We start from the raw sequence: 21,817 nt of genomic DNA, 5'->3' as shown, positions 1-21,817 counted from the left end.
TATCAATGCTGCGGTCGTCATTCGGCCGCATCGTCTTGCCGCAACCGCTCCTGCTGAGCATGTTCACGGCGGAATTCATCCAGCAAGGCCCGGGATCCAGCATCCAGCCCACGCTGCGACAACAAGTCCGGGCGGCGCAACCAGGTTCGTCCCAGCGATTGCTTCAGGCGCCAGCGGGCGATCGCCGCATGGTCACCGGACAACAACACCTCCGGTACATCACCCAGCGCATCATGCACCGGTTTTCCATAATGCGGACAATCCAGCAGACCATCCGAGAATGAATCCTGCTCGGCCGACTGTGCGTGATTCAACGCACCGCCCTGCAAGCGTCCCACCGCGTCGATGATCACCGCAGCGGCCAGCTCACCGCCGGACAGCACATAATCGCCGATGGAAAGCTCCTCGTCGACCTCGTGCGCCAGCAGACGCTCGTCCACACCTTCATAACGTCCACAGAGCAGCGCGATGCGCGGCAATTTCGCCAGCGCTTCCACCCTGCCCTGCGTCAGCCGCGCTCCCTGCGGACTGAGATAAATCAGATGCACCGGTTCCGGTGCCGCGTCACGCATGGCCGCCAGGGTCGTGCGCAACGGCTCGATCATCATCACCATGCCGGGACCGCCGCCATAAGAGCTGCTGTCGACGGTACGGTGCCTGTCGGTGCTGTAGTCGCGCGGATTCCAGGTTTCCACCTGCAACAACTCGCGTTGCTGCGCGCGTCCCACCACACCGACAGCGGCACACTGAAGCACGAAGTCGGGAAACAGGCTGACGACATCGATGCGCATGATCCCGATCCTCAAGCCCCGCAACCCGGCGACGTCAGAATTCGGGATCCCAGTCCACCACCATGCGCCCCGCGGACAAGTCCACTGAACGCACATACGAACCCTGGATGAAAGGAATCAGCCGCTCGCGCTCGCCGTCCCTCACTACCACGACGTCGTTGGCACCGGTGGCGAACAGGTGACTGACCCGCCCCAGCTTCACGTCTTCCGTGGTGACAACCTCGAGTCCCTCGAGGTCGACCCAGTAATACTCATCCTTCGCGGGAGGCGGCAACTGCTCACGGCTGACGTAGATGTCATGGCCGATCAACGCCGCTGCCTGTTCCCGGTCGTCTACGCCAGGCAGCTGGGCCACCATGCCCTTGCCCTGCGAGCGACCCTTCGCTCCCGAGATCTGCGTCTCCACACCTGGCGCTGCGGTGAGCAGCCACGGCTGGTAGTCGAAGATCCGCATGCGCGGCTCAGCCCAGGATTCGATCTTGAGCCAGCCCTGCACACCGTACAACCCGACGATGCGCCCGATCAGGACGCGCCGACCGGCTGCAGTCATACTCAGGCAGCCTGCAGCTTGCCGGCTTCCTTCACCAGCGCGGCGACCTTGTCGGTCAGCTGAGCGCCTTTGCCCACCCACTCCTTGACGCGCTCGACGTTCAGCTCAAGGCGCTTGTCCTTGCCCGACGCGACCGGATTGTAATAGCCGACGTTCTCGATGTTGCGGCCGTCGCGCTTGCTGCGCTGATCGGTCACGACGACGTGGTAGAACGGGCGGCCCTTGGCGCCACCGCGCGAAAGACGAATCTTGACCATGGTAAAACTCCAGAATTGCCGAATCAGCGGCAGGCACACGAGAGACGTGCGCGGTAAACGGGGCATTTTAATGGAAAACGGGGAAAAGGGAAGGCCTGAGGGCGAGAAGTGAGTTCCTCGCCCTCAGCGCATCGGCGGAAGCCCGCCGCCCATGCCGCCCATGCCCTTCATGGCACCCCGCATTTGCCGCATCAGGCCCTTGCTGCCGCCCTTGGACAGCTTGGACATCATCTTTTCCATCTGCATGTATTGCTTGAGCAGGCGGTTGACGTCGGCCGGCTGGGTGCCTGAGCCGCGCGCCACGCGGGCGCGGCGCGAGCCGTTCAACAGATCGGGGTGGCGGCGTTCCTTCTTGGTCATCGAACTGATGATGGCCACCATCCGCTTCATCTCGCCGTCGTCGACCTTGGACTTGACGCTGTCCGGCAGGTTAGACACGCCAGGCAGCTTGTCCATCAAGCCGGCCAGTCCGCCCATATTGCTCATCTGCTCCAGCTGATCCTTCATGTCGTTCAGGTCGAAGCGCTTGCCCTTCATCACTTTCTGGGCAAGTTTTTGCGCCTTCTCCTGGTCGACCTTGCGTTCGACCTCCTCGACCAGCGACAGCACGTCGCCCATGCCGAGGATGCGCTGTGCGAGGCGATCCGGGTGGAACGGCTCCAGTGCGTCGGTCTTCTCGCCGGCGCCGAGAAACTTGATCGGCCGGCCGGTCACATAACGCACCGACAGCGCCGCACCGCCACGGGCATCGCCATCGGTCTTGGTCAGGATCACGCCGGTCAGCGGCAGGGCTTCGCTGAACGCCTTGGCGGTGTTGGCCGCATCCTGGCCGGTCATCGAGTCCACCACGAACAGCGTCTCGATCGGCGTGACCGCGGCGTGCAACGCCTTGATTTCGGCCATCATCGCCTCGTCCACGTGCAGGCGACCGGCGGTGTCGACGATCAGCACGTCGATCACTTCCCTACGGGCTGCCGCGACCGCGGCCTTGGCGATGGCGACCGGGTCCTGGCCAGCCTCGGACGGGAAGAACTTCACGCCGACCTGCTCGGCCAGGGTACGCAGTTGCTCGATCGCTGCCGGACGATAGACGTCGCAGCTGACCACCATCACCTTTTTCTTCTTGCGCTCGGTCAGCAGCCGCGCCAGCTTGGCCACCGTGGTGGTCTTGCCTGCACCTTGCAGACCGGCCATCAGCACCACGGCCGGCGGCTGCTGGGCCAGATTCAGTTCGGTGTTGGCGGTACCCATCACCGTGGTCAGCTCATCGCTGACCACCTTGATCAGCGCCTGGCCCGGCGACAGACTCTTCAGCACATCCTGGCCGACCGCACGCACCTTGATGCGCTGGATCAGCGCCTGCACTACCGGCAAGGCAACATCCGCCTCCAGCAACGCAATGCGCACCTCGCGCAACGATTCGCGGATGTTCTCTTCGGTCAGCCGGCCGCGGCCGCGCAGACGATTGACGGTAATAGAAAGGCGTTGGCTGAGCGACTCGAACATGATCGACGACACGACTTGGGGCTAGCCGCTAAATATACCAGACCGGATATACCAGACCGGCCAGCCGCCTCAGGAAAGGCTCATTCAACGGCCGCGCCGGTGCGCCCGACGGGATCAGCCAACCTTGTCCAGCCGGCGATAGGTCCAGAACGAATACACGCAGGGAATCAGCGCGGCCGCCACGATCCCGGCCGGAACGAGCCAGGCCGGCGCACCGATCAGCGCGCCGATCACCATCGTCAGGCCAGCCAGCATGAACAGCCAGCCACCCAGCCGGTGCGTGCGTTCCCATACCGCGTCGCCGGCCAGCGTCCACGGCGTACGAAAGCCGATGAAGAAATTCTTGCGCAGCCTGCCCAGGTAGTTCCCCAGCACCATCAGCAACACGCCTACCGCCAGCATCGTGATGGTCGGCAGCGGCAACGGATAACCGGCATCGACCAAGAGCACGGAGAGGCCTGCCGCCAACATCCCACCCTGGCTCGCCAGCATCACGATGTCGTAGACCTGCGCAAACAGCGCGTTATTGAACAAGCGCGGCAAGATCAGCGGCAGCAAGTGCGTGAGTACGCCCAGCACCAGAATCATCAGCGCGGGAGATGCCGCGCCCCAGAAGCGCGGCACGGTGTGGCTGACATGACTCAGCCGGTCCCATTGCACCGGCACCCGCGCCGGCATCTGCGAGTACAACCACACCGCGGCCGCCACCGCGATCAGAAAGAACACAGCCGACACAATGGAGGTGCGGGTGAACATCAGCGTTTACCTCCGGAACTCCCCCTGGGTGGATTTTCCTTGAGCGGAAACAGGTCGAACACCATCCGCGCCAGATCCTCGAACACGGAGTTATTGAGCGAATAGACAATGTACCGGCCGCGCCGCTCGGTACGCACCAGATCAGCCTTCTTGAGCACGGCAAAATGGTGAGACAGGGAAGCGGCGGTCATGTCGAACAGCGCACCGATCTCGCCGGCACTCAACGCCCCGCCTTGCAGCCGCTTGAGGATGGCGCGGCGGGTCGGATCGGCCATGGCTCTGAAGACTTCCTGCTGCTTCATCGAATGGATCGTCGCTAGGGCATGCGAAGATAATTAGACAATTATCTAAATGTTGCAAACCCGTTTCCGTTGTCTTCACTGCACTCTTCCGGAACCGTGTGCGACACTTCGTGGCTATGGTCATTCACGTCCTCGCCCTGCTCGCCATCGTGCTTTACCTCGCCGCCGCGGGTGGACTGGCCCGGCCACTGCTGAGCGGCGGCCAGCCGCTGAACCGGCTGGCGCTATGCCTGGCCGGCAGCGCCGTACTGATCCACGCCGGCATCCTCCTGGGCATGCACCGTGGCGCGCTGGATCTGCACTTCTTCGCCGCGCTGTCGCTGGTCGCCTTCGTGGTATCGGCGCTGACCTTGCTGGTGAACCTCTCGCGTCCGGTCGCCGCACTCGGCGTCATCGTATTTCCGCTGACGGCCTTGCTGATCGCGGTAGACAGCTTCCTGGCGCCGCCAACGCTGCCACTCACTATGGACTGGCACATCAAGCTGCATGTCACCGTGGCGCTGATTGCGTTCAGCGTGCTGTCGATCGCGACCGCACTGGCGATTCTACTCGCCGTGCAGGAACGCGCCTTGCGCCATCGCCAGTTCGGTCCGTGGCTGCGTGCCTGGCCGCCGCTGACGCTGACCGAGACCCTGCTGTTCCGCCTGATCAGTGCGGGCTTCCTATTGTTGACGCTGACCTTGCTCACCGGTGCGCTGTTCGTCGACAACCTGTTCGGCCAGCATCTGGCGCACAAGACGATACTGTCGATCGTGGCATGGCTGGTATTCGGCGTTCTGCTCTACGGCCGCTGGCGCCGCGGCTGGCGCGGCCAGCGCGCGGTCAACCTCACGCTGCTCGGAATGGCCGCCCTGGTGCTGGCCTTCTTCGGCTCGAAGTTCGTGCTGGAGTTGATCCTGCATCGCCCGCTGACCTGATCGCGCCAGGTCGCTCTCGAAGAACTCAGCGACAGGCGTCGATCGCTTCCGCCAGCCGCTCCACACCGATCACTTCCATCTCGCCGACTCTGCCCTTCTTCGGCCCATTCGCCTTCGGCACGATCGCGCGGCGAAAGCCATGATGTGCAGCCTCCTTCAGACGCTCCTCGCCGTTCGGCACCGGACGGATCTCGCCGGACAGACCGACCTCGCCGAACGCGACGGTGTGTTCCGGCAAGGGCCGGTCGCGCAACGACGACAATACGGCCAGCAGCACCGGAAGATCGACCGCCGTCTCCTGCACGCGAATGCCGCCGACCACATTGACGAACACATCCTGGTCGTACGCCGCCACGCCGCCGTGCCGATGCAGCACGGCCAGCAGCATGGCCAGCCGATTCTGTTCCAGTCCCAGCGTGACGCGGCGCGGATTGCCCAATGAAGACTGATCCACCAGGGCCTGCACTTCGACCAGCAGCGGCCGGGTGCCTTCGCGCGTCACCATCACCGCGCTGCCCGAGGTCGGGCCATTGTGCGAGGACAGGAAGATCGCCGACGGATTCGGCACCTCGCGCAGACCTTTGTCGGACATCGCGAACACACCTAGTTCGTTCACTGCGCCGAAGCGGTTCTTGAACGCACGAAGGATGCGGAAACGGCTACCGGATTCGCCCTCGAAATACAGCACGGCATCGACCATGTGCTCGAGCACGCGCGGACCGGCGATGCCACCCTCCTTGGTGACGTGGCCGACCAGGAATACCGAGGTGCCGGTTTCCTTCGCGAAACGGGTGAGCTTGGCGGCGGATTCGCGCACCTGGCTCACCGAGCCCGGCGCCGCGGCGAGCAACTCGGTCCATATCGTCTGGATCGAATCGATCACCAGCACGCGCGGCCGCGACGCCACCGCCTGTTCGAGAATGCGCTCGATGCAGGTCTCCGCCAGCGCCTGCAGCGGCTCCAGCGGCAAGCCCAGCCGCTGCGCTCGCGACGCCACCTGCGACAGCGACTCCTCGCCGGTGACATACACACTGGGCAGGTGCGCACCCAGTGTGCCCAGCATCTGCAGCAGCAAGGTCGACTTGCCGATGCCGGGATCGCCGCCGATCAGCACCACCGAACCCTGAACCAGTCCACCGCCGAGTACCCGGTCCAGCTCGCCGATGCCGGTCAACGTGCGCGCCTCGGTGGTCAACGCCACTTCGGTCAGCGGCGTGATGCGCGCCACACCGGCCGCGTTGCCCGCGTAGCTGGAACGCTGCGCGCCCACGGACGACGCGGCGGTCGCCGCCGGCGTCAGCACGATGGCGCTCAAGGTATTCCACACCCCGCATTCGACGCACTGCCCTTGCCACTTGTTGTGCTCGGCGCCGCACTCGGTGCAGACGTAGGCGGTCTTGGCTTTGGCCATGCGGGTTCCCTGCTGGATACGATGACGCTGAGCTTAGCCTGCGGCCATCGCATACGGCGAGACGCGCCCACTCAGAATGCTGTCAGCTTTCGTCTTCCACGCCTTGTCTATCAATCTTCGTCTTCGACGAACAGCACCCGGCGCGTCATGCCGCAGGTGAGATCGTAGGAGATCGTGCCGGATTGCGCGGCGATCAGTTCGACCGGTAGCTCCACTCCCCATAACAGCACGCGGTCACCGATTTTCGCGGCCGGCGCCTCGCGCAGGTCCAGGGTGATCAGGTCCATCGAGACGCGGCCGATCAGCGGCACGCGCTGATCGCCGACTAGCACCGGTGTGCCGGCCATCGCGCTGCGCGGATAGCCGTCGCCGTAACCGACGGCAGCGACGCCGACCGGCATGTCTTCGGGACACTTCCAGGTGCCGTTGTAGCCGATGCGTTCACCGCGTTTGATCGGGTTGATCGCGATCAGGCGCGTGCTCAGCGTCATCGCGGGACGAAAGCCGAAATCGGCGCCAGTCTTGCCGTCGACCACCGACAAGCCGTACAGCAGGCCGCCAGTGCGCACCCAGTCGCCGCGCGCGTCGGGCCAACCGAGCACCGCGGCGGAATTGGACAGCGAGCGCGGCCCCTTGAACATCCTGGTCGCCTCATTGAAGCAGGCGATCTGCGCCGGCGTCTGCTGGCCGTCGAACATTTCGGATTCGGAGAAGTGGGTGAGCAGGCCGATCTCGGGATCGATGCCGGGCATCGCGGCGAGTCGCGCATGCACGTCGGCCACGCGCTCCGGCGCGAAGCCGAGCCGATGCATGCCACTGTCGATTTTCAGCCAGACGCGCAACCTTCCGCGCGCCGGCTCGGCCTGCGTCAGCCACTGCAGTTGTGCCTCATGGTGGATCGCCGCGTCCAGCTGCAGTCGCTGCATTTCGGCGATATCGCGGGCGTTGTCGGGGCCGGACAGCACCACGATGCGCTGCTGGTGCCCCGCCGCGCGCAGCCGCTGGCCGTCGCCGAGCGCTGCCACGGCGAACGCCTCGGCTTCGCCGTTCAGCGCGCGGGCAACCCGCTCCAGTCCGTGGCCGTAGGCATCAGCCTTGACCACCGCCATCACTTTCGCCGGCGCAGCCAGCGCCTTCAGCCGCGCCAGGTTGTGGCGCAATGCGCCGAGATGGATGGTGGCGACGGTGGTGCGGCTCATGGCAGACAGGAGTCCGGGATCAGTCGAACGACCCGACGAACGAATCCGGCGCGTAGTTCACGAACTTGGTGTAGTGACCGAGGAAGGTCAGCTTGCAGGTATCGGTGGGACCGTTGCGCTGCTTGCCGATGATGATTTCGGCGATGCCCTTGTCGGCCGATTCCTTGTTGTAGTACTCGTCGCGGTAGATGAACATGATCACGTCGGCGTCCTGCTCGATCGCGCCGGACTCGCGCAGGTCGGACATCATCGGACGCTTGTCGGCGCGCTGCTCCAACGAGCGATTCAACTGCGACAGGGCGATCACCGGCACGTTCAACTCCTTGGCGAGGCCTTTGAGTGAACGCGAAATTTCTGAAATTTCGGTGGCGCGATTCTCCTTGTTGCCGGGCACCTGCATCAGCTGGAGATAGTCGATCACGATCAAGCCCAGGCCACCGTGCTCGCGGTGCAGGCGGCGCGCCCGCGAACGCATCTCCACCGGCGACAGGCTGGGCGTGTCATCGATGAAGATCTTGGCGTCGGACAGCAGCGCAATGGCGTTGGAGACACGCGGCCAGTCTTCCTCTTCCAGCGTGCCGTTGCGCAGGTGTTGCTGGTGGATGCGGCCGACCGAGGAGATCAGGCGGAATGCCAGCTGCGAGGAGGACATTTCCATCGAAAACACCACCACCGCCTTCCTGCCGCCCAACGCGGCGGTCTCGGCGATGTTCAGCGCAAACGCCGTCTTGCCCATCGACGGACGCGCCGCCACGATGATCAGATCCGACGGCTGCAGGCCGGAGGTGAGGCTGTCCAGATCGTTGAAGCCGGTGCTGACACCGGTAAGCTGGCCGCGATTCTCGTAACGCTCGGTGAGCAGGCGGAACGCATCCTTCACCGCCTCGCGCATCGACACGGAATCCTTCTTGCCACGCGCTCCGGATTCGGCGATGTGGAACACGCGCTGCTCGGCGCTTTCCAGCACCTCCTGCACGCTCTTGCCGTCGGGCCGGTAGCCGTCCTCGGTGATCGAGGTGCCGGCGTCGATCAGCTGACGCATCACCGACTTCTCGCGCACGATTTCGGCATAGGCCGCAATGTTGGCGGCGCTGGGCGTGCTGTTGGCCAGCTCGATCAGGTAACCTGCGCCACCGACCATCTCGGCCAGACCGTTGCTCTCGAACCAGTCGCCCAGGGTCACCGCGTCGCACGGCATGCCCTTGTTGGCCAGCTCATTGATCGCTCGCCAGATCAGGCGATGATCCTTGCGATAGAAGTCCTGCTCGGCCAGCCGGTCGGCCACCTTGTCCAACGCATCCGGCGCCAGCATCAGGCCGCCAAGGACCGCTTGTTCGGCATCGATGGAATGCGGCGGGATGCGCAGCGCCTCGATGGCCGGCGATGAGGGTTTGCGTTCGGGCACGAAGGACATCGACTTACCTCAAGAAAATGGCTCCACGACCAGCAGGCGATGCGCTGACAATCCAGGTAGTCACACCTGCATCATCATGCGCGACGTCGTCTCACCCGTCGAGACAATAACTCTGTGGATAAGCTGTGTTTTGCCGGGTATAAAGCCGCCCGGTCGCCGGGAGCGTAAAAAAACAAAAGGGCGCCATGAGGCGCCCGTTTGTTCCGTCAATGGATGACGGAGTGTCCGCTTACTTGTCGCCGACCACGATCACCTTGACCGTGGTCTGCACGTCGGCGTGCAGGCTCACCACCACGTCGTACTCGCCGGTGTTGCGAAGCGGGCCTTCGCCCAGGATCACTTCACCCTTGTTGACGGTATGACCGGCTGCGGCCAGTGCCTCGGCGATATCGCGCGGGCCGACCGAACCGAACAACTTGCCTTCCGCACTGGCATGCGCGGAGATCGTCACCGAAGCGTCGGCCAGTTTGGCCTTGCGGGCTTCAGCATCGGTCAGCATGGTGCTGGCTTTCGCTTCGTACTCGGCGCGACGCTGCTCGAATGCGGCCAGATTGGCGGCATTGACGCGCACGGCCTTGCCCTGCGGCAGGAGGAAATTGCGGCCGTAACCCGGCTTCACGGTGACCTTGTCACCGAGCGTGCCGAGGTTGCGGACTTTCTGCAGAAGAATGAGTTCCATGATGGTTCCTTTTCGTTAGCGCCGGTGGAGCCCGACGCAGCCAGGTGTGGCTGTCCGAAGGACAGAGAACTGGAAATCGCGAATCGGGGACCGCTGAGGCCAAACGCCCCTGCGATTCCCGATTTCCGTATTCCGATTCCCGGTTTTTGATCAGACGTCGTGGTTGTCGGTGTACGGCAGCAGCGAGAGGAAGCGTGCGCGCTTGATCGCGGTGGCCAGCTGACGCTGATAGCGCGCTTTGGTACCGGTGATGCGGCTCGGCACGATCTTGCCGTTCTCGGTGACGTACTGACGCAAGGTGTTGAGATCCTTGTAGTCGATTTCCTTCACGTCTTCGGCGGTGAAGCGGCAGAACTTGCGGCGGCGGAAAAACTTGGACATGGTCTGGATTCCTAATCAGTCGTCGCTGTCGCGATCGTTGTCGTCGCGGTCACGCCCACGCGGGCGGCCCTCGCCTTCGCCATCGTCGTCATCGCGGCGACGGGTGGACTTGGCATCGTCCTTTTCCTTCGACTTCAGGATGAAAGACGGCTCGGTATCGGCCTCGTCGCGACGCACGACCAGATGGCGCAGCACGGCATCGTTGAAGCGGAAACCCGACTCCAGCTCGTTCAGCGCGTTCTGGCTCACTTCGATATTGAGCAGCACGTAATGTGCCTTGGCCAGGTTCACGATCGGATAAGCCAGCTGACGACGGCCCCAATCTTCCAGGCGGTGGATCTTGCCGCCGTCGGTCTCGATCAGCGCCTTGTAGCGCTCGAGCATGGCCGGAACCTGCTCGCTCTGGTCAGGATGGACCATGAACACAACTTCGTAATGACGCAGGGTCATTGTGGTTTGACTCCTTGTGGATGCGGCCTTGCGGCCTCGCAGCCTCCCGCCGTTGCGGTGAGGCAAGTGTCCTGCCGGCACCCAAACGGGCGCGGACAGAAGCGGAATTGTACGGTGTCGGCGAATGATCGCGCAAGTCATTGAAAAATCATGACCTGCAAGGTGCTCGCCCTGTCAGCTGACAGTAAAGCTCTCGCCGCAACCGCATTCGCCGGTGGCATTCGGGTTGTGGAATACGAAACTGGCGTTGAGGCCCTGGCGCTGAAAGTCGATCACGGTGCCTTCGACCAGCGCCAGGCTCTTGTCGTTGACGATCAAAGGCAGCCCGTCTACATCGACCACCTGGTCGCCCTCGCCGATCGACTCGGCCAGATCCACCACATACGCAAACCCGGAACAGCCGGTGCGCTTGACGCCGAAACGCACGCCAGCGGCCGTCGGCGTGCCTGCCAGAAAATGGCGCATGCGTTCGTTGGCAGCGGGAGTGATGGTGATGGTCATGGAGCTAGTCCAACCTCGATAAAACTGCATGGCAGGAGCCCGGAAAGTCGCAGCGTGGGCAACGGCTACATTATCATGCCGGTTTTGGCCTTGCGCGCCGCGCGCGCACGCCATTCATCCCTTACGCGCCGATATGCGGCGCATCAGCAGGAGTTTCAACGATGGCCGTGGTCAGTGTGAAGCAGGCTCTCTCCGGCAAGCTCGAAGCCGGCAGCACGGTGACCGTGCGCGGCTGGGTGAGGACCATCCGCGAGTCCAAGGGCGGCCTGTCCTTCGTGAACGTGACCGACGGCTCCTGTTTCGATCCGATCCAGGCGGTGGTCACCGACCAGGTGTCCAACTACGAGAGCGAGGTCAAGCGCCTGACCACCGGCGCCGGCCTGATCGTCACCGGCACCCTGGTGCCCTCGCAAGGCAAGGGCCAGCGCTTCGAAGTGCAGGCCGAGTCGGTCGAGGTCACCGGCTTCGTCGACGACCCGCTGACCTACCCGATCCAGCCCAAGCCGCACACCATGGAGTTCCTGCGCGAAGTCGCGCACCTGCGCCCGCGCACCAACCTGTTCGGCGCGGTCACCCGCGTGCGCCACACCATGATGACGGCGATCCATCGCCATCTCACTGAACAGGGCTTCTTCTGGATCAACACCCCGATCATCACCACCTCCGATGCCGAAGGCGCCGGCGACATGTTCCGGCTGTCCACGCTGGACCTGGCCAACCTGCCGCGCCTGCCTGACGGCAAGATCGATTTCCGCAAGGATTTCTTCGGCCGCGAGGCGTTCCTCACCGTGTCCGGCCAGCTCAATGTCGAGGCGTATTGCCTGGCGATGAGCAAGGTCTACACCTTCGGCCCGACCTTTCGTGCCGAAAATTCCAACACGCCGCGCCACCTGGCCGAATTCTGGATGGTCGAGCCGGAGATCGCGTTCGCCGACCTCACCGCGGATGCCGATTGCGCCGAGGCGTTCCTGAAGGCGATCTTCAAGGCGGTGCTGGACGAGCGCGCCGACGACATGGCGTTCTTCGCCGAACGCGTGCAGCCGGATGCGATCAGCCGGATGGAGGCCTTCATCGCCAAGCCGTTCGAACGCATCGACTACACCGACGCGATCGATATCCTGAAGAACTGCGGCCAGAAATTCGAGTACCCGGTCGCCTGGGGCATCGACCTGCAGACCGAGCACGAACGTTACCTGGCCGAGAAACATATCGGCCGTCCGGTTGTCGTAATGAACTACCCCGAGGCGATCAAGGCGTTCTACATGCGCTTGAACGATGACGAAAAGACTGTAGCGGCGATGGATGTGCTGGCGCCCGGCATCGGCGAGATCATCGGCGGCAGCCAGCGCGAGGAGCGGCTGGACTACCTCGACCGCCGCATGATCCAGTTCGGTCTCGATCCTGCCACCTATGGCTGGTACCGTGACCTGCGCCGCTATGGCACGGTGCCGCATGCCGGTTTCGGCCTTGGCTTCGAGCGCCTGCTGGTCTATATCTGCGGTCTGGCCAATATTCGCGACGCCATCCCCTACCCACGCGCGGCCGGCACGGCCGAATTCTGAGTATCTTGCCCGTCATGCCGCATCGCTTCCCCGCCACCGTTGCCGCCCTGGTTCTCGCCGCTCTGCTGGCTGGCTGTCACACCGCCAAGGTGCTGATCCCGCCCAATCTGCGGCCACCTTCGGAAAACACCGGTGATGCGCTGAAGCTGGCTCAGCAGCAGCTGTTGCAGGCCACGCCGTGCTGCAGCAGCTTCGCCGACTTTTCCTATCGCAGCATGCTGCCGTGGCAGCCCGAAAAATTCACTTTGGGCAGCAGCAGCATGGTCGCCAACCTCAACGGCACGCACAGTTACTTCCTCGCTTTCCGTCTGCCGGCCGACGTGAAGCTGCCGTACCAGGTAGCCATGAAATCCGAATTGAATGGCCGCTGGCTGCATGCCAGCTATCTATTCGCGCCTACGGTCGTGCTGCTGGATGAAGGCTTCCAGCCGATCCGCTCGGTGGACATCGGCCTGTGCGAGCACATGGGCTGGAGCGACGAGACCACCGGCGCCTTCGGCAGCGTCAGTGTCGACGAACCGCAGGCACGCTATCTTCTGGTCTACAGCTCCGCCGACCAGCAGTCGGGCAAGACCTATTGGGAACAGTCGCCCGCATCCATCACCACCACCACGGCGACGCTGAAAATGAACCCCACCGGCAGCTTCAGCATCCCGCACGGTCCGGATGGCTCGTTGTGGGTCGGCATGATGAACAAGACCTACAAAAAAACCATCGACAACGCGATCTGCAAGAAGGCGGAAAAGGGCGACGGCGTACTCAACACCTTGCGTACCGCGCTGCCGCTGCCCTGGATCAATAGCAGCAACAACAGCGGCAGCAAGACCAACCACGCCAGCTCGCCATGATCATCTTGTATCTGGCCCTGCTGATCGGCGGCGTCGGCTTGCTCCTGCTGTCGTATCTGGCCCAGTACCGGCTTGCCGCCTTGCTGCGCAAACGCTATCCCCAGCACTGGCAGATCATCGCCGAACCGGAAAACGGCAAGACTTCGGCGTTCCGAACCTGGATCCGCATGCAACACGTGCTTCGCTCTCCGGCACTGCCGGCGCTGGACGACACCGCCATCGACCGCTGGCGCCAGGTCTGGCGTTTCAGCCCGTGGCTGGGCTGGCTGTGCTGGTTCGCGGCGCTGGCGATGCGCCTGCTGCTGCACTGACAAAACCGAACGGAGAGCCCGCATGCAACTGGATCTGAGTGGACGGCATGCCTTGGTCTGCGGCGCCTCGCAAGGTATCGGTCGTGCCAGTGCGATCGAACTGGCCGAACTGGGTGCCAGCGTCACCTTGCTGGCGCGTTCGGCGGATGCACTCAAGACCGTCGCCAAAAGCCTGCCGGGCGGACATCCCGGGCAGCGACACGACTGGCGCAGCGTCGACATGCTGGACACTGCCAGTCTGCAGGCGACCGCCAGCGAGATCGCCGCCAACGAAGCGGTGCATATCCTGATCAACAACAGCGGTGGACCGCCAGGCGGCCCCGCACATGCCGCTACGCCGACTGCGTTCGAAACCGCATTCCGCCAGCACTTGCTGGCCGGTCAGACGTTGCTGCAAGCACTGCTGCCAGGCATGCGCGCCAGCGGCTACGGCCGCATCGTCAACGTGATCTCCACGTCGGTGAAAGAGCCGATTGTCGGGCTCGGCGTTTCCAACACCGTGCGCGCCGCCGTCGCCGGCTGGGCCAAAACACTGTCCGGCGAGCTGGCCGCCGACGGCATCACGGTCAACAACGTGTTGCCCGGCTATACCCGAACCAGCCGTCTCGATGGATTGCTGGCCGCGAAAGCTGCAGCCAGCGGTCAAACCGAAGACGAGGTCGCAAAGGATCTGATCGCCACGATCCCGGCCCATCGCTTCGGCGAAGCCAGCGAAATCGCGGCAGTGATCGCATTCCTGTGCACACCCGCTGCCGCTTACGTCAATGGCGTCAGCATCGCGGTAGATGGCGGCCGCACGCGTGCCTTGAGTTGAGCCGGGCATACGCCGGCGTCCGGTGCATTTGCGGCACGCTGGTTTTAAGCTTGCGCAGATGCCTACCGTGCGCCTAGCCAATCTGATCGACGGCCGCCTGCAGGCGCCACACCAAGATGCATGGCTGGATGTGCATGAGCCGGCTACCGCCATGGTGTTCGCGCATTGCCCGGATTCCGGCTCGGTCGACGTCGATGCCGCTGTCGTTGCCGCCAGCCGAGCCTTCGCCGGTTGGGCGAACACTCCGATTGAACAACGTGCGCATCTGTTGCAGCGATTGGCCGACTTGATCGAAGCGCGGCTCGAAGAATTCGCGGCGCTGGAATCGCGCGACAACGGCAAGCCGTTGAGCCTCGCGCGCCGGCTCGACATCCCGCGTGCGATCAGCAACCTGCGCTATTTTGCGGCGGCGATCATGAGCTGGGGCAGCGAGTCGCACGCCATGGAAACCGGCACCGCCGGTACCGGCGCGATCAATTACACCTTGCGCCAGCCTCTCGGCGTAGTCGGCTGCATCAGCCCGTGGAATCTGCCGCTATACCTGTTCACCTGGAAAATCGCGCCCGCGCTGGCCGCCGGCAATACGGTGGTAGCCAAGCCGTCCGAAGTCACCCCCTGCACCGCTGCGCTGCTCGGCGAGCTGAGCATCGAAGCCGGATTTCCGCCCGGTGTGCTGAACATCGTGCTGGGCCGCGGGCCCAGCGTCGGCCAGGCGATCGTGGAGCATCCGGCGGTGCGGGCGATCTCCTTCACCGGCAGCACAACCACCGGCGCGCAAATCGCCCAGTCGGCCGCGCCACAGTTCAAGAAAGTGTCGCTGGAAATGGGCGGCAAGAATCCGGCCATCGTGTTTGCCGATGCCGATCTTTCCGAGGCGCATCTGGACACCATCGTGCGCTCGGGCTTCGCCAACCAGGGCGAGATCTGCCTGTGCGGCTCACGCCTACTGGTGCAGCGTTCGATCTACGAGACCTTCCGCGAACGTTATCTTGCGCGGGTGCAGGCGCTGCGCGTTGGCGACCCGGACGATGCGGACAGCGACCTCGGCGCGATGGTTTCCCAGGCGCATTACGACAAGGTGCTCGGCTGCATCGAACACGCCCGCGCCGACGGCGGTCGCATATTGTGCGGCGGCGAGTCGATCCGCATGTCCGGCCGCTGCGCCGATGGCTGGTTCATCGCGCCGACGGTGATCGAAGGCCTGCCGTCTGCGGCGCAGACCAACCAGCAGGAAATCTTCGGCCCGGTGGTCAGCCTGATACCGTTCGAGGACGACGCCGAGGCGCTGGCGATCGCCAACGACAGCAAGTATGGTCTCGCCGCCTCGCTGTGGACGCAGGATCTCTCCCGCGCCCACCGGTTCGCGGGCCAGCTCGAGTTCGGCATCGTGTGGATCAATTGCTGGCTATTGCGTGACTTGCGCACGCCGTTCGGCGGCGCGAAGCAGTCAGGGCTCGGCCGCGAAGGTGGCGAAGATGCACTGCACTTCTTCACCGAGTCGAAAAACATCTGCATCCGCTATTAATCAAACCTTTTTTGATCAAACCCGCGACGCAAGCCACAGATGAGTACCTTAACTTGACCAGCCCCCTGCAAGACCTGCTAGACGGCAACCGCCGCTGGTCCGCCGCCAGACACGCGGAAGATCCGCACTTCTTCGAGTATCTGGCGAAGCAGCAATCACCGAAGTATCTGTGGATCGGCTGTTCCGACTCACGCGTGCCGGCGACCCAGATCGTCGATCTGCCACCGGGCGAGATCTTCGTGCAGCGCAACGTGGCCAACGTGGTTGCACACAGCGACCTCAACTGCCTCAGCACGATCCAGTTTGCGGTGGACATCCTCAAGGTCGAGCACATCATCATCGTCGGTCATTACGGCTGCGGCGGCATCCAGGCGGTGCTGGACGAGCGCCGGCTCGGCCTGGTCGACAACTGGCTGCGACATGTCGGCGACGTGGCGGAGAAACACTCCTCGATGCTCGCCACGCTGGATGTGATGGCGCTGCGCAACGCGCGGCTGTGTGAACTCAATGCCATCGAACAGGTGACCAATACCTGCCGCACCACGATGGTGATGGATGCGTGGGAACGCGGCCAGAAGCTCTCCGTGCACGCGTGGTGCTACAGCCTCGACAATGGCCATATGAACGACCTGAACATGCACGTCGACTCGCGCGCCGCGCTGCAGCCGGCGTACGAAAATGCCTTGCAGCGACTGATGCAACTGCCGGCCGCGCTGCAGCGATGAGCGGCATTATCCGCACCGACAAGGCACCCGCACCCGTCGGCGCCTATCCGCATGCGCGGCGTGTCGGCGATCTGCTGTTTCTGTCCGGCGTCGGCCCACGCCAGCCCGGCAGCAATACGATCCCCGGCAACGTGCACGATGCAGACGGCCGACTGATCGACTACGACATCGAGGCGCAGTGCCGGCAGGTGTTTGCCAACGTGCGCGCCGTACTGGAAGCCAGCAGTGCCGCATGGACCGATCTGGTCGACGTCACCGTGTTTCTGACCGACATGCAGCGCGACTTCGCCACCTACAACCGGCTGTACGCGGAGTACTTCGCCGGCGTGGATGCGTGCCGTACCACGCTAGGCATCAGCGCCCTGCCAACCCCGATCGCGATCGAGCTGAAATGCATCGCGGTATTGCCATCGTCCGCGCGCTGAACGCTCCACACTGCGGACTGTGCCGCGCCACGCATGAAAACCCCGCCGGCCTGCACCGGCAGGGTTTCGATTCACACCATCATCCGGCCGACTATCAGCCAGCCGTGCTGGCTGCTGCCGGAGCGGCAGCAGCCTTGTGGTGCTTGTGATGCTTCTTGGTGTGAGCCTTGGGGGCCGCGGAGGTCGATGCCGAAGCAGGCTCAGCCGCCGGAGCAGCCGCTGCAGCGGGAGCAGACTGCTCGGTGGTAGCAGACTTCGGAGCAGCCGTCTGGGCCAATACAGAACCGGAAAGCGCAACGCCCGCCACAAGCAAGGAAGCAATCAGAAGTTTACGCATCATGATGTTGAGCCTCGGAAATTGGGTATCGCGAGCCCGGCCGGAACCCGGCAACACGGGTGGCGCGACGAGCCGACAATGCAGCGAAAACGGGTTACCAAAGCTGAATGAGGTACCTGATCGCCTATGTACCGGGCACGCAGGATCTTGACTTTCGTTCAAGCACGCCTGAACACGCAATAACTTGCGTTCATTTCAGACAAACCTGCAGCATCCGGCCGATCAATTCCTGCACCGCCGGCGCCTTGTCCGTGTCGTATTCGAAGCTCGCTTCGTCCATGTAGTTGAGCTGCACCAGCTCCAGCTGCACTGCCTGCACACGGGTATCGGGATCGCCGTAATGACGGGTGATGTAACCACCTTTGAAGCGGCCGTTGACGGCGTAACTGAAGCGTGATTGCGATTCCAGGCAGGCTTGCAACTGCGCCTGCATTCCGCCGCTGCAGCTCGCTCCGGCCGCTGTGCCGAGGTTGAAATCCGGCAATCGGCCTTCAAACAGCATGGGTACACGGCTGCGGATGGAATGGCCCTCCCACAATACTGCTCGGCCATGTTCGCCGCACAGCCTCGCAAGTTCTTGTGACAATGCCTGATGGTAAGGCAGCCAGAATTCGTTTATCCGCTGTTGAACTTCAGCGCTGTCCGGCTCGCGACCGTCCTGATACAGCGGATCGCCGTCGAACCCGATCGTCGGTACCAGACCCGTTTCGCGCTGCCCAGGATAGAGCGCATGGCCATCGGTGGGCCGGTTGAGGTCGATCACGTAACGCGACGCCAATGGCTTCAGCACGCTGGCACCCAGCGCCTGCGCCAGCGGCTCGTACAACCGCCCCACATGCCAGTCGGTATCCGGCGCACGGCGCGCCGCCGGATGCATCCGCGCGGCGATCTCGTCGGGAATGAAGCTGCCGTCGTGCGGCAAGCTGATCAACAGCGGCACGCGGCCGCGCTGCAAGGTGAAGTTAGTCATGCGCAGCATTGTACTCAGCCCATCAGCACGAGTTCTTCGGCCGAACTGGGATGGATCGCCACCGTCGCATCCAGATCGCACTTGCGCAGGCCGAGTTTCAGCGCCACCGCAAAGCCTTGCAACATTTCGTCGGCACCTGGGCCCAGCACATGGATGCCGACAACGCGCTCATCGTTGCCCACGCAGACCAGCTTCATCAGGCTCTGACCATGTATGCCGGTCAATGCCCACTGCATCGGCGTAAACCGGGTGCGGTAGACGATGACCGCGTCCCCATGTTGTTTCCGGGCAGCCTCTTCGGTCAGTCCGACCATGCCCAGCGGCGGCTTGGAAAACACCACGCTGGGAATATTCTCGTAATCCAGCTGCGCGCCCGGTTGACCGCCGAACAACCGATCCGCCAGTCGCCGGCCGGCGGCAACAGCTACCGGCGTCAGCGCCTTGCGAACGGTAACGTCGCCAACCGCATGGACACCTTTCACGTTGGTATCCTGCTTGGCGTCGGTCAGCACGTGGCCACGCTCGTCGGTTGCCACGCCGATCGAAGCTAGCCCCAGCGCCTCGCTGTTGGGCACGCGCCCGACCGCCCACAACACCGCGTCATAGGGACCCCGCGAACCGGCCACCGCATCATCGAGCCGTAGGCCATCGGCCCCGCGATGTGCCGCCCGTACGGCACTTTGCAGATTGACCCGTACGCCTTGCGCCTCCATCAACTCCTGCAATGCCCGCACCAGTTCCGCATCGAAACCTTCCAGCAGGCGCTCGTGTGCCAGCACCTCCACATCGCTGCCTAGTGCTTGCAGCAAACCGGCAAACTCTGCCGTCACATAGCCGCCACCCACGATCGCCAAACGACGCGGCAACGACTGCAGCGTAAAGACATCATCGGAAACCATGCCCAGTCCGAAACCGGGCAACGCCAGCGTGCGCGGACGTGCGCCGGTCGCAATCACGATCTGCGCCGCCTGCAGCTGGCTGCCATCGGTCAATTCAATGGTATCGGCAGCGATAAAACGGCCCGCCTGACGGATCAACTGCACACCATCCTCCTTGAGGCGCCGCGCGTAGCTTTGGTCGATGGCATCGATATAGCGCTGTCGCACCTGACGAAAGCGCTCCCAGTCCAGCGGACCCGGACCCGACGCAAAACCCACGTCGACGGCAAACTGTTGAGCCTGTGCCCACTGCGCGGCAAACCACAACGCCTTCTTCGGCACGCAGCCGCGATGCACACAAGTACCGCCCAGCGCGCCCGGATCGAGCAAGGCGACTTTGACGCCGTGCTGCGCGGCACGAAAAGCGGTTGCAAGGCCACCGGAACCGGCGCCAAGCACGATCAGATCTGGGTTGGGTGTCATCGAAGCACCTTTGAAGGTTTACCGGAATCCAGGACCGTGGGCATTCTGTAAATCACGCCATATCCGGAGCCAGCACGCCATCGCGCGCGGCATCCACCTGTGTTTGTAACCATGCACGACACCTCTTGCGCAGCAGCCCAAGCAAATCTAGTCTTACGCCAAATCAAAGGCATGGGGTACAGGTCATGCGCCAGCGCTTGTTTACCATCAGGTGGATCGTGCTGGCGCTTGCGGCTACCTGCATCGAGGCGCATGCCGCGCAAAAAGTACAGCGGGATCTGTTCGCCGACCTGCAGCCGCTAACCCATGAACTGCCCCGGTATCGTTACTTCATCGAAGCCATGCCGGAGCTGTCTGACCCGGACAAGCTCGTGGCTCAACAACTGCTGGCATCCAGCGAAGATGAGTTGGGCCTCTACAGCGAGGCAGTCCGCGATTTCCCGCTGCGCAGCCGCCCACCTGAAAAGCTGGCTCTGCCCGAAGCAGCGTCCTGGCAAGCTGCAGATGCGCTGGACACCATCACTGCACTGGCCCGCGATCGTCGTATCGTGCTGGTGAATGAGGCCCATCATGATGCGCATACGCGCGAACTGACCCTGGCGCTGCTACCGCGCTTGCGTACCTTGGGATTCACATACTTTGCAGCGGAGGCCCTCGATGAACGGGACATTTCGCTGATGAAGCGCGGTTATCCAGTCAGATCCAGTGGCAGCGAATACCTCCACGAGCCGCTTTACGGCGATATCGTGCGCCAAGCCATCAAACTGGGCTACGTCGTCGTGCCATACGATTCTGCTGGCAGGACGACGCAGGATCGTGAAGATGGACAAGCCAGAAACCTGTACGAACGCGTGCTTACCAAGGATCCCAAGGCCAAGATGTTTATCCACGCAGGCTACGCGCATATCGACAAGGAACGCGGCAGGCTCGGCCCAGTGAAACCCATGGCGATGCAACTGCGCGAACTCAGTGGAATCACGCCACTCTCCATCGACCAGACAGATGTACGGGAAGAAAATCCCGAAAGCGAGACGGATATCTACTACCAGTTCAAGCATGACCTGAGGAAGTACGAATCGCTTTTGCCACGTGTGCAGCCACGGCTCGATGGGGCAGGCCCTGGCGATACTCCGCAGAAGCCCACCGTGGACGCTTACGATCGGATCATTTCCACATTCCACCCCGAGCACGCCATCGTGCTCGTGCAGACTTCCGACCATACCCCGTGGAGCGCCAGACCAGGCTTGTACGACCTCAACGTCATCCTCCCTCCAGCCAATTCCGTGCCCTCCAGCTATTCGCAAGGTCCGCTCCAACTTTCCATTGATGGCGAGAACCATGCCGTGCTGCCGCCGGCCAATAAGGGACATCGGCCTGACTGGCTCACCCTTGGTGGAAAACGCGTACCCGTACCTGTCGACACTGAATTCTGTGCAGGGAAATTCCCTTGCCTGGTCGAGGCGCGTTACGCGGGAGAGTCCGACGACGCCGTTACCGCCGATCGTTATCTCTTCCTACAAAAGGATGCGCGGAACACGCTCTATCTGCGTCCAGGCGAATACCGGTTGCGCACCGTCGATGCCAATAACGTCACCTTGAACGAGCACGTCATCCAGGCGGCGATACGCTGACCTGATCGACTTTCGCAGCACTTGCAGTGCGTGGGTGCGGTGAGCACGCAAAAGCATGGTCGAGGTATTGCAAAGCTGTCGCCTGCCAGCTCCCATGCTGTGACATCTGCAAACTCGACCAGGCCGGCCTCGGCCCGTGCCGCTTGTGCTTGTGTCTAGACCCAGCCTCGGCCGCGTATCTCATCCAATCCCTG

Annotated in this window: 24 protein-coding genes; 9 read left to right on the top strand and 15 right to left on the bottom strand. The window is 63.2% G+C overall.

Translation table 11 applies throughout. The annotated features are described in order from the left end of the window. Positions 1-17: 17 nt before the first annotated feature. The 6 genes from trmD to BUA26_RS10330 form a co-directional block, all read right to left on the bottom strand. The gene (gene trmD, locus BUA26_RS10355) at positions 18-791 is read right to left on the bottom strand and encodes a tRNA (guanosine(37)-N1)-methyltransferase TrmD (RefSeq protein WP_072760495.1); all 774 of its coding nucleotides are present in this window, start codon (positions 789-791) and stop codon (positions 18-20) included. 34 nt (positions 792-825) lie between these two features. Further along, entirely contained in the window at positions 826-1,341 is a 516-nt protein-coding gene (gene rimM, locus BUA26_RS10350) for a ribosome maturation factor RimM (protein ID WP_072760493.1), read from the bottom strand. 2 nt (positions 1,342-1,343) lie between these two features. Continuing rightward, positions 1,344-1,598: a 30S ribosomal protein S16 gene (rpsP, locus tag BUA26_RS10345; RefSeq protein ID WP_072760492.1), complete on the bottom strand. Its 255-nt coding sequence runs from the start codon at positions 1,596-1,598 to the stop codon at positions 1,344-1,346. Between the two features lie 123 nt (positions 1,599-1,721). Further along, the gene (ffh, locus tag BUA26_RS10340; protein ID WP_072761531.1) at positions 1,722-3,104 is read right to left on the bottom strand and encodes a signal recognition particle protein; all 1,383 of its coding nucleotides are present in this window, start codon (positions 3,102-3,104) and stop codon (positions 1,722-1,724) included. Positions 3,105-3,218: 114 nt separating this feature from the next. Further along, positions 3,219-3,860, bottom strand: a complete 642-nt coding sequence (locus tag BUA26_RS10335; protein ID WP_072760490.1) for an SdpI family protein — start codon at positions 3,858-3,860, stop codon at positions 3,219-3,221. After that, positions 3,860-4,162 (bottom strand): autorepressor SdpR family transcription factor, encoded by a 303-nt coding sequence (locus tag BUA26_RS10330; protein ID WP_072760488.1) that lies wholly within the window; start codon positions 4,160-4,162, stop codon positions 3,860-3,862. Before BUA26_RS10330 ends, BUA26_RS10335 begins: the two co-directional genes overlap by 1 nt. Before the next feature lie 116 nt (positions 4,163-4,278). On the opposite strand from BUA26_RS10330, the gene ccsA reads away from it, so the two are divergent. Further along, the gene (gene ccsA, locus BUA26_RS10325) at positions 4,279-5,079 is read left to right on the top strand and encodes a cytochrome C assembly family protein (RefSeq protein ID WP_072760486.1); all 801 of its coding nucleotides are present in this window, start codon (positions 4,279-4,281) and stop codon (positions 5,077-5,079) included. A 25-nt stretch (positions 5,080-5,104) separates the two neighbouring features. Here ccsA and radA read toward each other — a convergent pair whose 3' ends face one another. From radA to BUA26_RS10290, 7 genes are all read right to left on the bottom strand, one after another. After that, positions 5,105-6,490, bottom strand: a complete 1,386-nt coding sequence (gene radA, locus BUA26_RS10320; protein ID WP_072760484.1) for a DNA repair protein RadA — start codon at positions 6,488-6,490, stop codon at positions 5,105-5,107. A gap of 110 nt (positions 6,491-6,600) precedes the next feature. Beyond that, positions 6,601-7,689 carry an alanine racemase gene (gene alr / locus BUA26_RS10315; protein WP_072760482.1) on the bottom strand — a complete coding sequence of 363 codons (1,089 nt, stop codon included), beginning with the start codon at positions 7,687-7,689 and terminating at the stop codon, positions 6,601-6,603. 19 nt (positions 7,690-7,708) lie between these two features. Further along, complete coding sequence (locus BUA26_RS10310; RefSeq protein ID WP_072760480.1) at positions 7,709-9,103, bottom strand: replicative DNA helicase; 1,395 nt, start codon at positions 9,101-9,103, stop codon at positions 7,709-7,711. 229 nt (positions 9,104-9,332) lie between these two features. Then, the gene (rplI, locus tag BUA26_RS10305; RefSeq protein ID WP_072760478.1) at positions 9,333-9,782 is read right to left on the bottom strand and encodes a 50S ribosomal protein L9; all 450 of its coding nucleotides are present in this window, start codon (positions 9,780-9,782) and stop codon (positions 9,333-9,335) included. A 150-nt stretch (positions 9,783-9,932) separates the two neighbouring features. After that, complete coding sequence (rpsR, locus tag BUA26_RS10300) at positions 9,933-10,163, bottom strand: 30S ribosomal protein S18 (RefSeq protein WP_007081973.1); 231 nt, start codon at positions 10,161-10,163, stop codon at positions 9,933-9,935. Between the two features lie 15 nt (positions 10,164-10,178). Then, the gene (gene rpsF / locus BUA26_RS10295; protein WP_072760477.1) at positions 10,179-10,613 is read right to left on the bottom strand and encodes a 30S ribosomal protein S6; all 435 of its coding nucleotides are present in this window, start codon (positions 10,611-10,613) and stop codon (positions 10,179-10,181) included. A 174-nt stretch (positions 10,614-10,787) separates the two neighbouring features. Next, entirely contained in the window at positions 10,788-11,114 is a 327-nt protein-coding gene (locus BUA26_RS10290; protein ID WP_072760476.1) for a HesB/IscA family protein, read from the bottom strand. Between the two features lie 161 nt (positions 11,115-11,275). Here BUA26_RS10290 and asnS point away from each other — a divergent pair, with 161 nt between their 5' ends. From asnS to BUA26_RS10255, 7 genes are read left to right on the top strand one after another with little or no spacing between them, the layout of a single operon-like run. Next, positions 11,276-12,676 (top strand): asparagine--tRNA ligase, encoded by a 1,401-nt coding sequence (gene asnS / locus BUA26_RS10285; RefSeq protein WP_072760475.1) that lies wholly within the window; start codon positions 11,276-11,278, stop codon positions 12,674-12,676. A gap of 14 nt (positions 12,677-12,690) precedes the next feature. Beyond that, the gene (locus BUA26_RS10280; RefSeq protein WP_072760474.1) at positions 12,691-13,524 is read left to right on the top strand and encodes a MalM family protein; all 834 of its coding nucleotides are present in this window, start codon (positions 12,691-12,693) and stop codon (positions 13,522-13,524) included. Continuing rightward, the gene (locus BUA26_RS10275) at positions 13,521-13,835 is read left to right on the top strand and encodes a hypothetical protein (RefSeq protein WP_072760473.1); all 315 of its coding nucleotides are present in this window, start codon (positions 13,521-13,523) and stop codon (positions 13,833-13,835) included. The genes BUA26_RS10280 and BUA26_RS10275 overlap by 4 nt, the downstream gene beginning before the upstream one ends. A 22-nt stretch (positions 13,836-13,857) precedes the next feature. Beyond that, positions 13,858-14,649, top strand: coding sequence for an SDR family oxidoreductase (locus BUA26_RS10270; RefSeq protein WP_072760472.1), 792 nt, complete (start codon positions 13,858-13,860; stop codon positions 14,647-14,649). A 58-nt stretch (positions 14,650-14,707) separates the two neighbouring features. Continuing rightward, positions 14,708-16,174 (top strand): aldehyde dehydrogenase, encoded by a 1,467-nt coding sequence (locus tag BUA26_RS10265; RefSeq protein WP_083572974.1) that lies wholly within the window; start codon positions 14,708-14,710, stop codon positions 16,172-16,174. 53 nt (positions 16,175-16,227) lie between these two features. Continuing rightward, positions 16,228-16,899 carry a carbonate dehydratase gene (gene can, locus BUA26_RS10260; protein ID WP_072760471.1) on the top strand — a complete coding sequence of 224 codons (672 nt, stop codon included), beginning with the start codon at positions 16,228-16,230 and terminating at the stop codon, positions 16,897-16,899. Then, positions 16,896-17,324, top strand: a complete 429-nt coding sequence (locus tag BUA26_RS10255; protein ID WP_072760470.1) for a RidA family protein — start codon at positions 16,896-16,898, stop codon at positions 17,322-17,324. The genes can and BUA26_RS10255 overlap by 4 nt, the downstream gene beginning before the upstream one ends. A gap of 527 nt (positions 17,325-17,851) precedes the next feature. Here BUA26_RS10255 and hutG read toward each other — a convergent pair. Continuing rightward, entirely contained in the window at positions 17,852-18,631 is a 780-nt protein-coding gene (gene hutG, locus BUA26_RS10245; RefSeq protein WP_072761528.1) for an N-formylglutamate deformylase, read from the bottom strand. A 14-nt stretch (positions 18,632-18,645) separates the two neighbouring features. Then, entirely contained in the window at positions 18,646-19,992 is a 1,347-nt protein-coding gene (gene gorA, locus BUA26_RS10240) for a glutathione-disulfide reductase (RefSeq protein WP_072760469.1), read from the bottom strand. Positions 19,993-20,177: 185 nt separating this feature from the next. Here gorA and BUA26_RS10235 point away from each other — a divergent pair, with 185 nt between their 5' ends. Beyond that, positions 20,178-21,623 (top strand): hypothetical protein, encoded by a 1,446-nt coding sequence (locus tag BUA26_RS10235; protein ID WP_072760468.1) that lies wholly within the window; start codon positions 20,178-20,180, stop codon positions 21,621-21,623. Positions 21,624-21,817: the final 194 nt, after the last annotated feature.

The organism is Rhodanobacter sp. OK091 (genome assembly GCF_900142825.1).
In the GTDB taxonomy this organism is placed as follows: Bacteria; Pseudomonadota; Gammaproteobacteria; order Xanthomonadales; family Rhodanobacteraceae; genus Rhodanobacter.
This window is presented reverse-complemented; position numbering and strand designations above follow the sequence as displayed.

What these genes read in the sequence shown, in the direction of transcription:
- trmD (WP_072760495.1), bottom strand. Translation starts at nt 791, where the DNA reads ATGCGCATCGATGTCGTCAGCCTGTTTCCCGACTTCGTGCTTCAGTGT.
- rimM (WP_072760493.1), bottom strand. Translation starts at nt 1,341, where the DNA reads ATGACTGCAGCCGGTCGGCGCGTCCTGATCGGGCGCATCGTCGGGTTG.
- rpsP (WP_072760492.1), bottom strand. Translation starts at nt 1,598, where the DNA reads ATGGTCAAGATTCGTCTTTCGCGCGGTGGCGCCAAGGGCCGCCCGTTC.
- ffh (WP_072761531.1), bottom strand. Translation starts at nt 3,104, where the DNA reads ATGTTCGAGTCGCTCAGCCAACGCCTTTCTATTACCGTCAATCGTCTG.
- BUA26_RS10335 (WP_072760490.1), bottom strand. Translation starts at nt 3,860, where the DNA reads ATGTTCACCCGCACCTCCATTGTGTCGGCTGTGTTCTTTCTGATCGCG.
- BUA26_RS10330 (WP_072760488.1), bottom strand. Translation starts at nt 4,162, where the DNA reads ATGAAGCAGCAGGAAGTCTTCAGAGCCATGGCCGATCCGACCCGCCGC.
- ccsA (WP_072760486.1), top strand. Translation starts at nt 4,279, where the DNA reads ATGGTCATTCACGTCCTCGCCCTGCTCGCCATCGTGCTTTACCTCGCC.
- radA (WP_072760484.1), bottom strand. Translation starts at nt 6,490, where the DNA reads ATGGCCAAAGCCAAGACCGCCTACGTCTGCACCGAGTGCGGCGCCGAG.
- alr (WP_072760482.1), bottom strand. Translation starts at nt 7,689, where the DNA reads ATGAGCCGCACCACCGTCGCCACCATCCATCTCGGCGCATTGCGCCAC.
- BUA26_RS10310 (WP_072760480.1), bottom strand. Translation starts at nt 9,103, where the DNA reads ATGTCCTTCGTGCCCGAACGCAAACCCTCATCGCCGGCCATCGAGGCG.
- rplI (WP_072760478.1), bottom strand. Translation starts at nt 9,782, where the DNA reads ATGGAACTCATTCTTCTGCAGAAAGTCCGCAACCTCGGCACGCTCGGT.
- rpsR (WP_007081973.1), bottom strand. Translation starts at nt 10,163, where the DNA reads ATGTCCAAGTTTTTCCGCCGCCGCAAGTTCTGCCGCTTCACCGCCGAA.
- rpsF (WP_072760477.1), bottom strand. Translation starts at nt 10,613, where the DNA reads ATGACCCTGCGTCATTACGAAGTTGTGTTCATGGTCCATCCTGACCAG.
- BUA26_RS10290 (WP_072760476.1), bottom strand. Translation starts at nt 11,114, where the DNA reads ATGACCATCACCATCACTCCCGCTGCCAACGAACGCATGCGCCATTTT.
- asnS (WP_072760475.1), top strand. Translation starts at nt 11,276, where the DNA reads ATGGCCGTGGTCAGTGTGAAGCAGGCTCTCTCCGGCAAGCTCGAAGCC.
- BUA26_RS10280 (WP_072760474.1), top strand. Translation starts at nt 12,691, where the DNA reads ATGCCGCATCGCTTCCCCGCCACCGTTGCCGCCCTGGTTCTCGCCGCT.
- BUA26_RS10275 (WP_072760473.1), top strand. Translation starts at nt 13,521, where the DNA reads ATGATCATCTTGTATCTGGCCCTGCTGATCGGCGGCGTCGGCTTGCTC.
- BUA26_RS10270 (WP_072760472.1), top strand. Translation starts at nt 13,858, where the DNA reads ATGCAACTGGATCTGAGTGGACGGCATGCCTTGGTCTGCGGCGCCTCG.
- BUA26_RS10265 (WP_083572974.1), top strand. Translation starts at nt 14,708, where the DNA reads ATGCCTACCGTGCGCCTAGCCAATCTGATCGACGGCCGCCTGCAGGCG.
- BUA26_RS10255 (WP_072760470.1), top strand. Translation starts at nt 16,896, where the DNA reads ATGAGCGGCATTATCCGCACCGACAAGGCACCCGCACCCGTCGGCGCC.
- hutG (WP_072761528.1), bottom strand. Translation starts at nt 18,631, where the DNA reads ATGACTAACTTCACCTTGCAGCGCGGCCGCGTGCCGCTGTTGATCAGC.
- gorA (WP_072760469.1), bottom strand. Translation starts at nt 19,992, where the DNA reads ATGACACCCAACCCAGATCTGATCGTGCTTGGCGCCGGTTCCGGTGGC.
- BUA26_RS10235 (WP_072760468.1), top strand. Translation starts at nt 20,178, where the DNA reads ATGCGCCAGCGCTTGTTTACCATCAGGTGGATCGTGCTGGCGCTTGCG.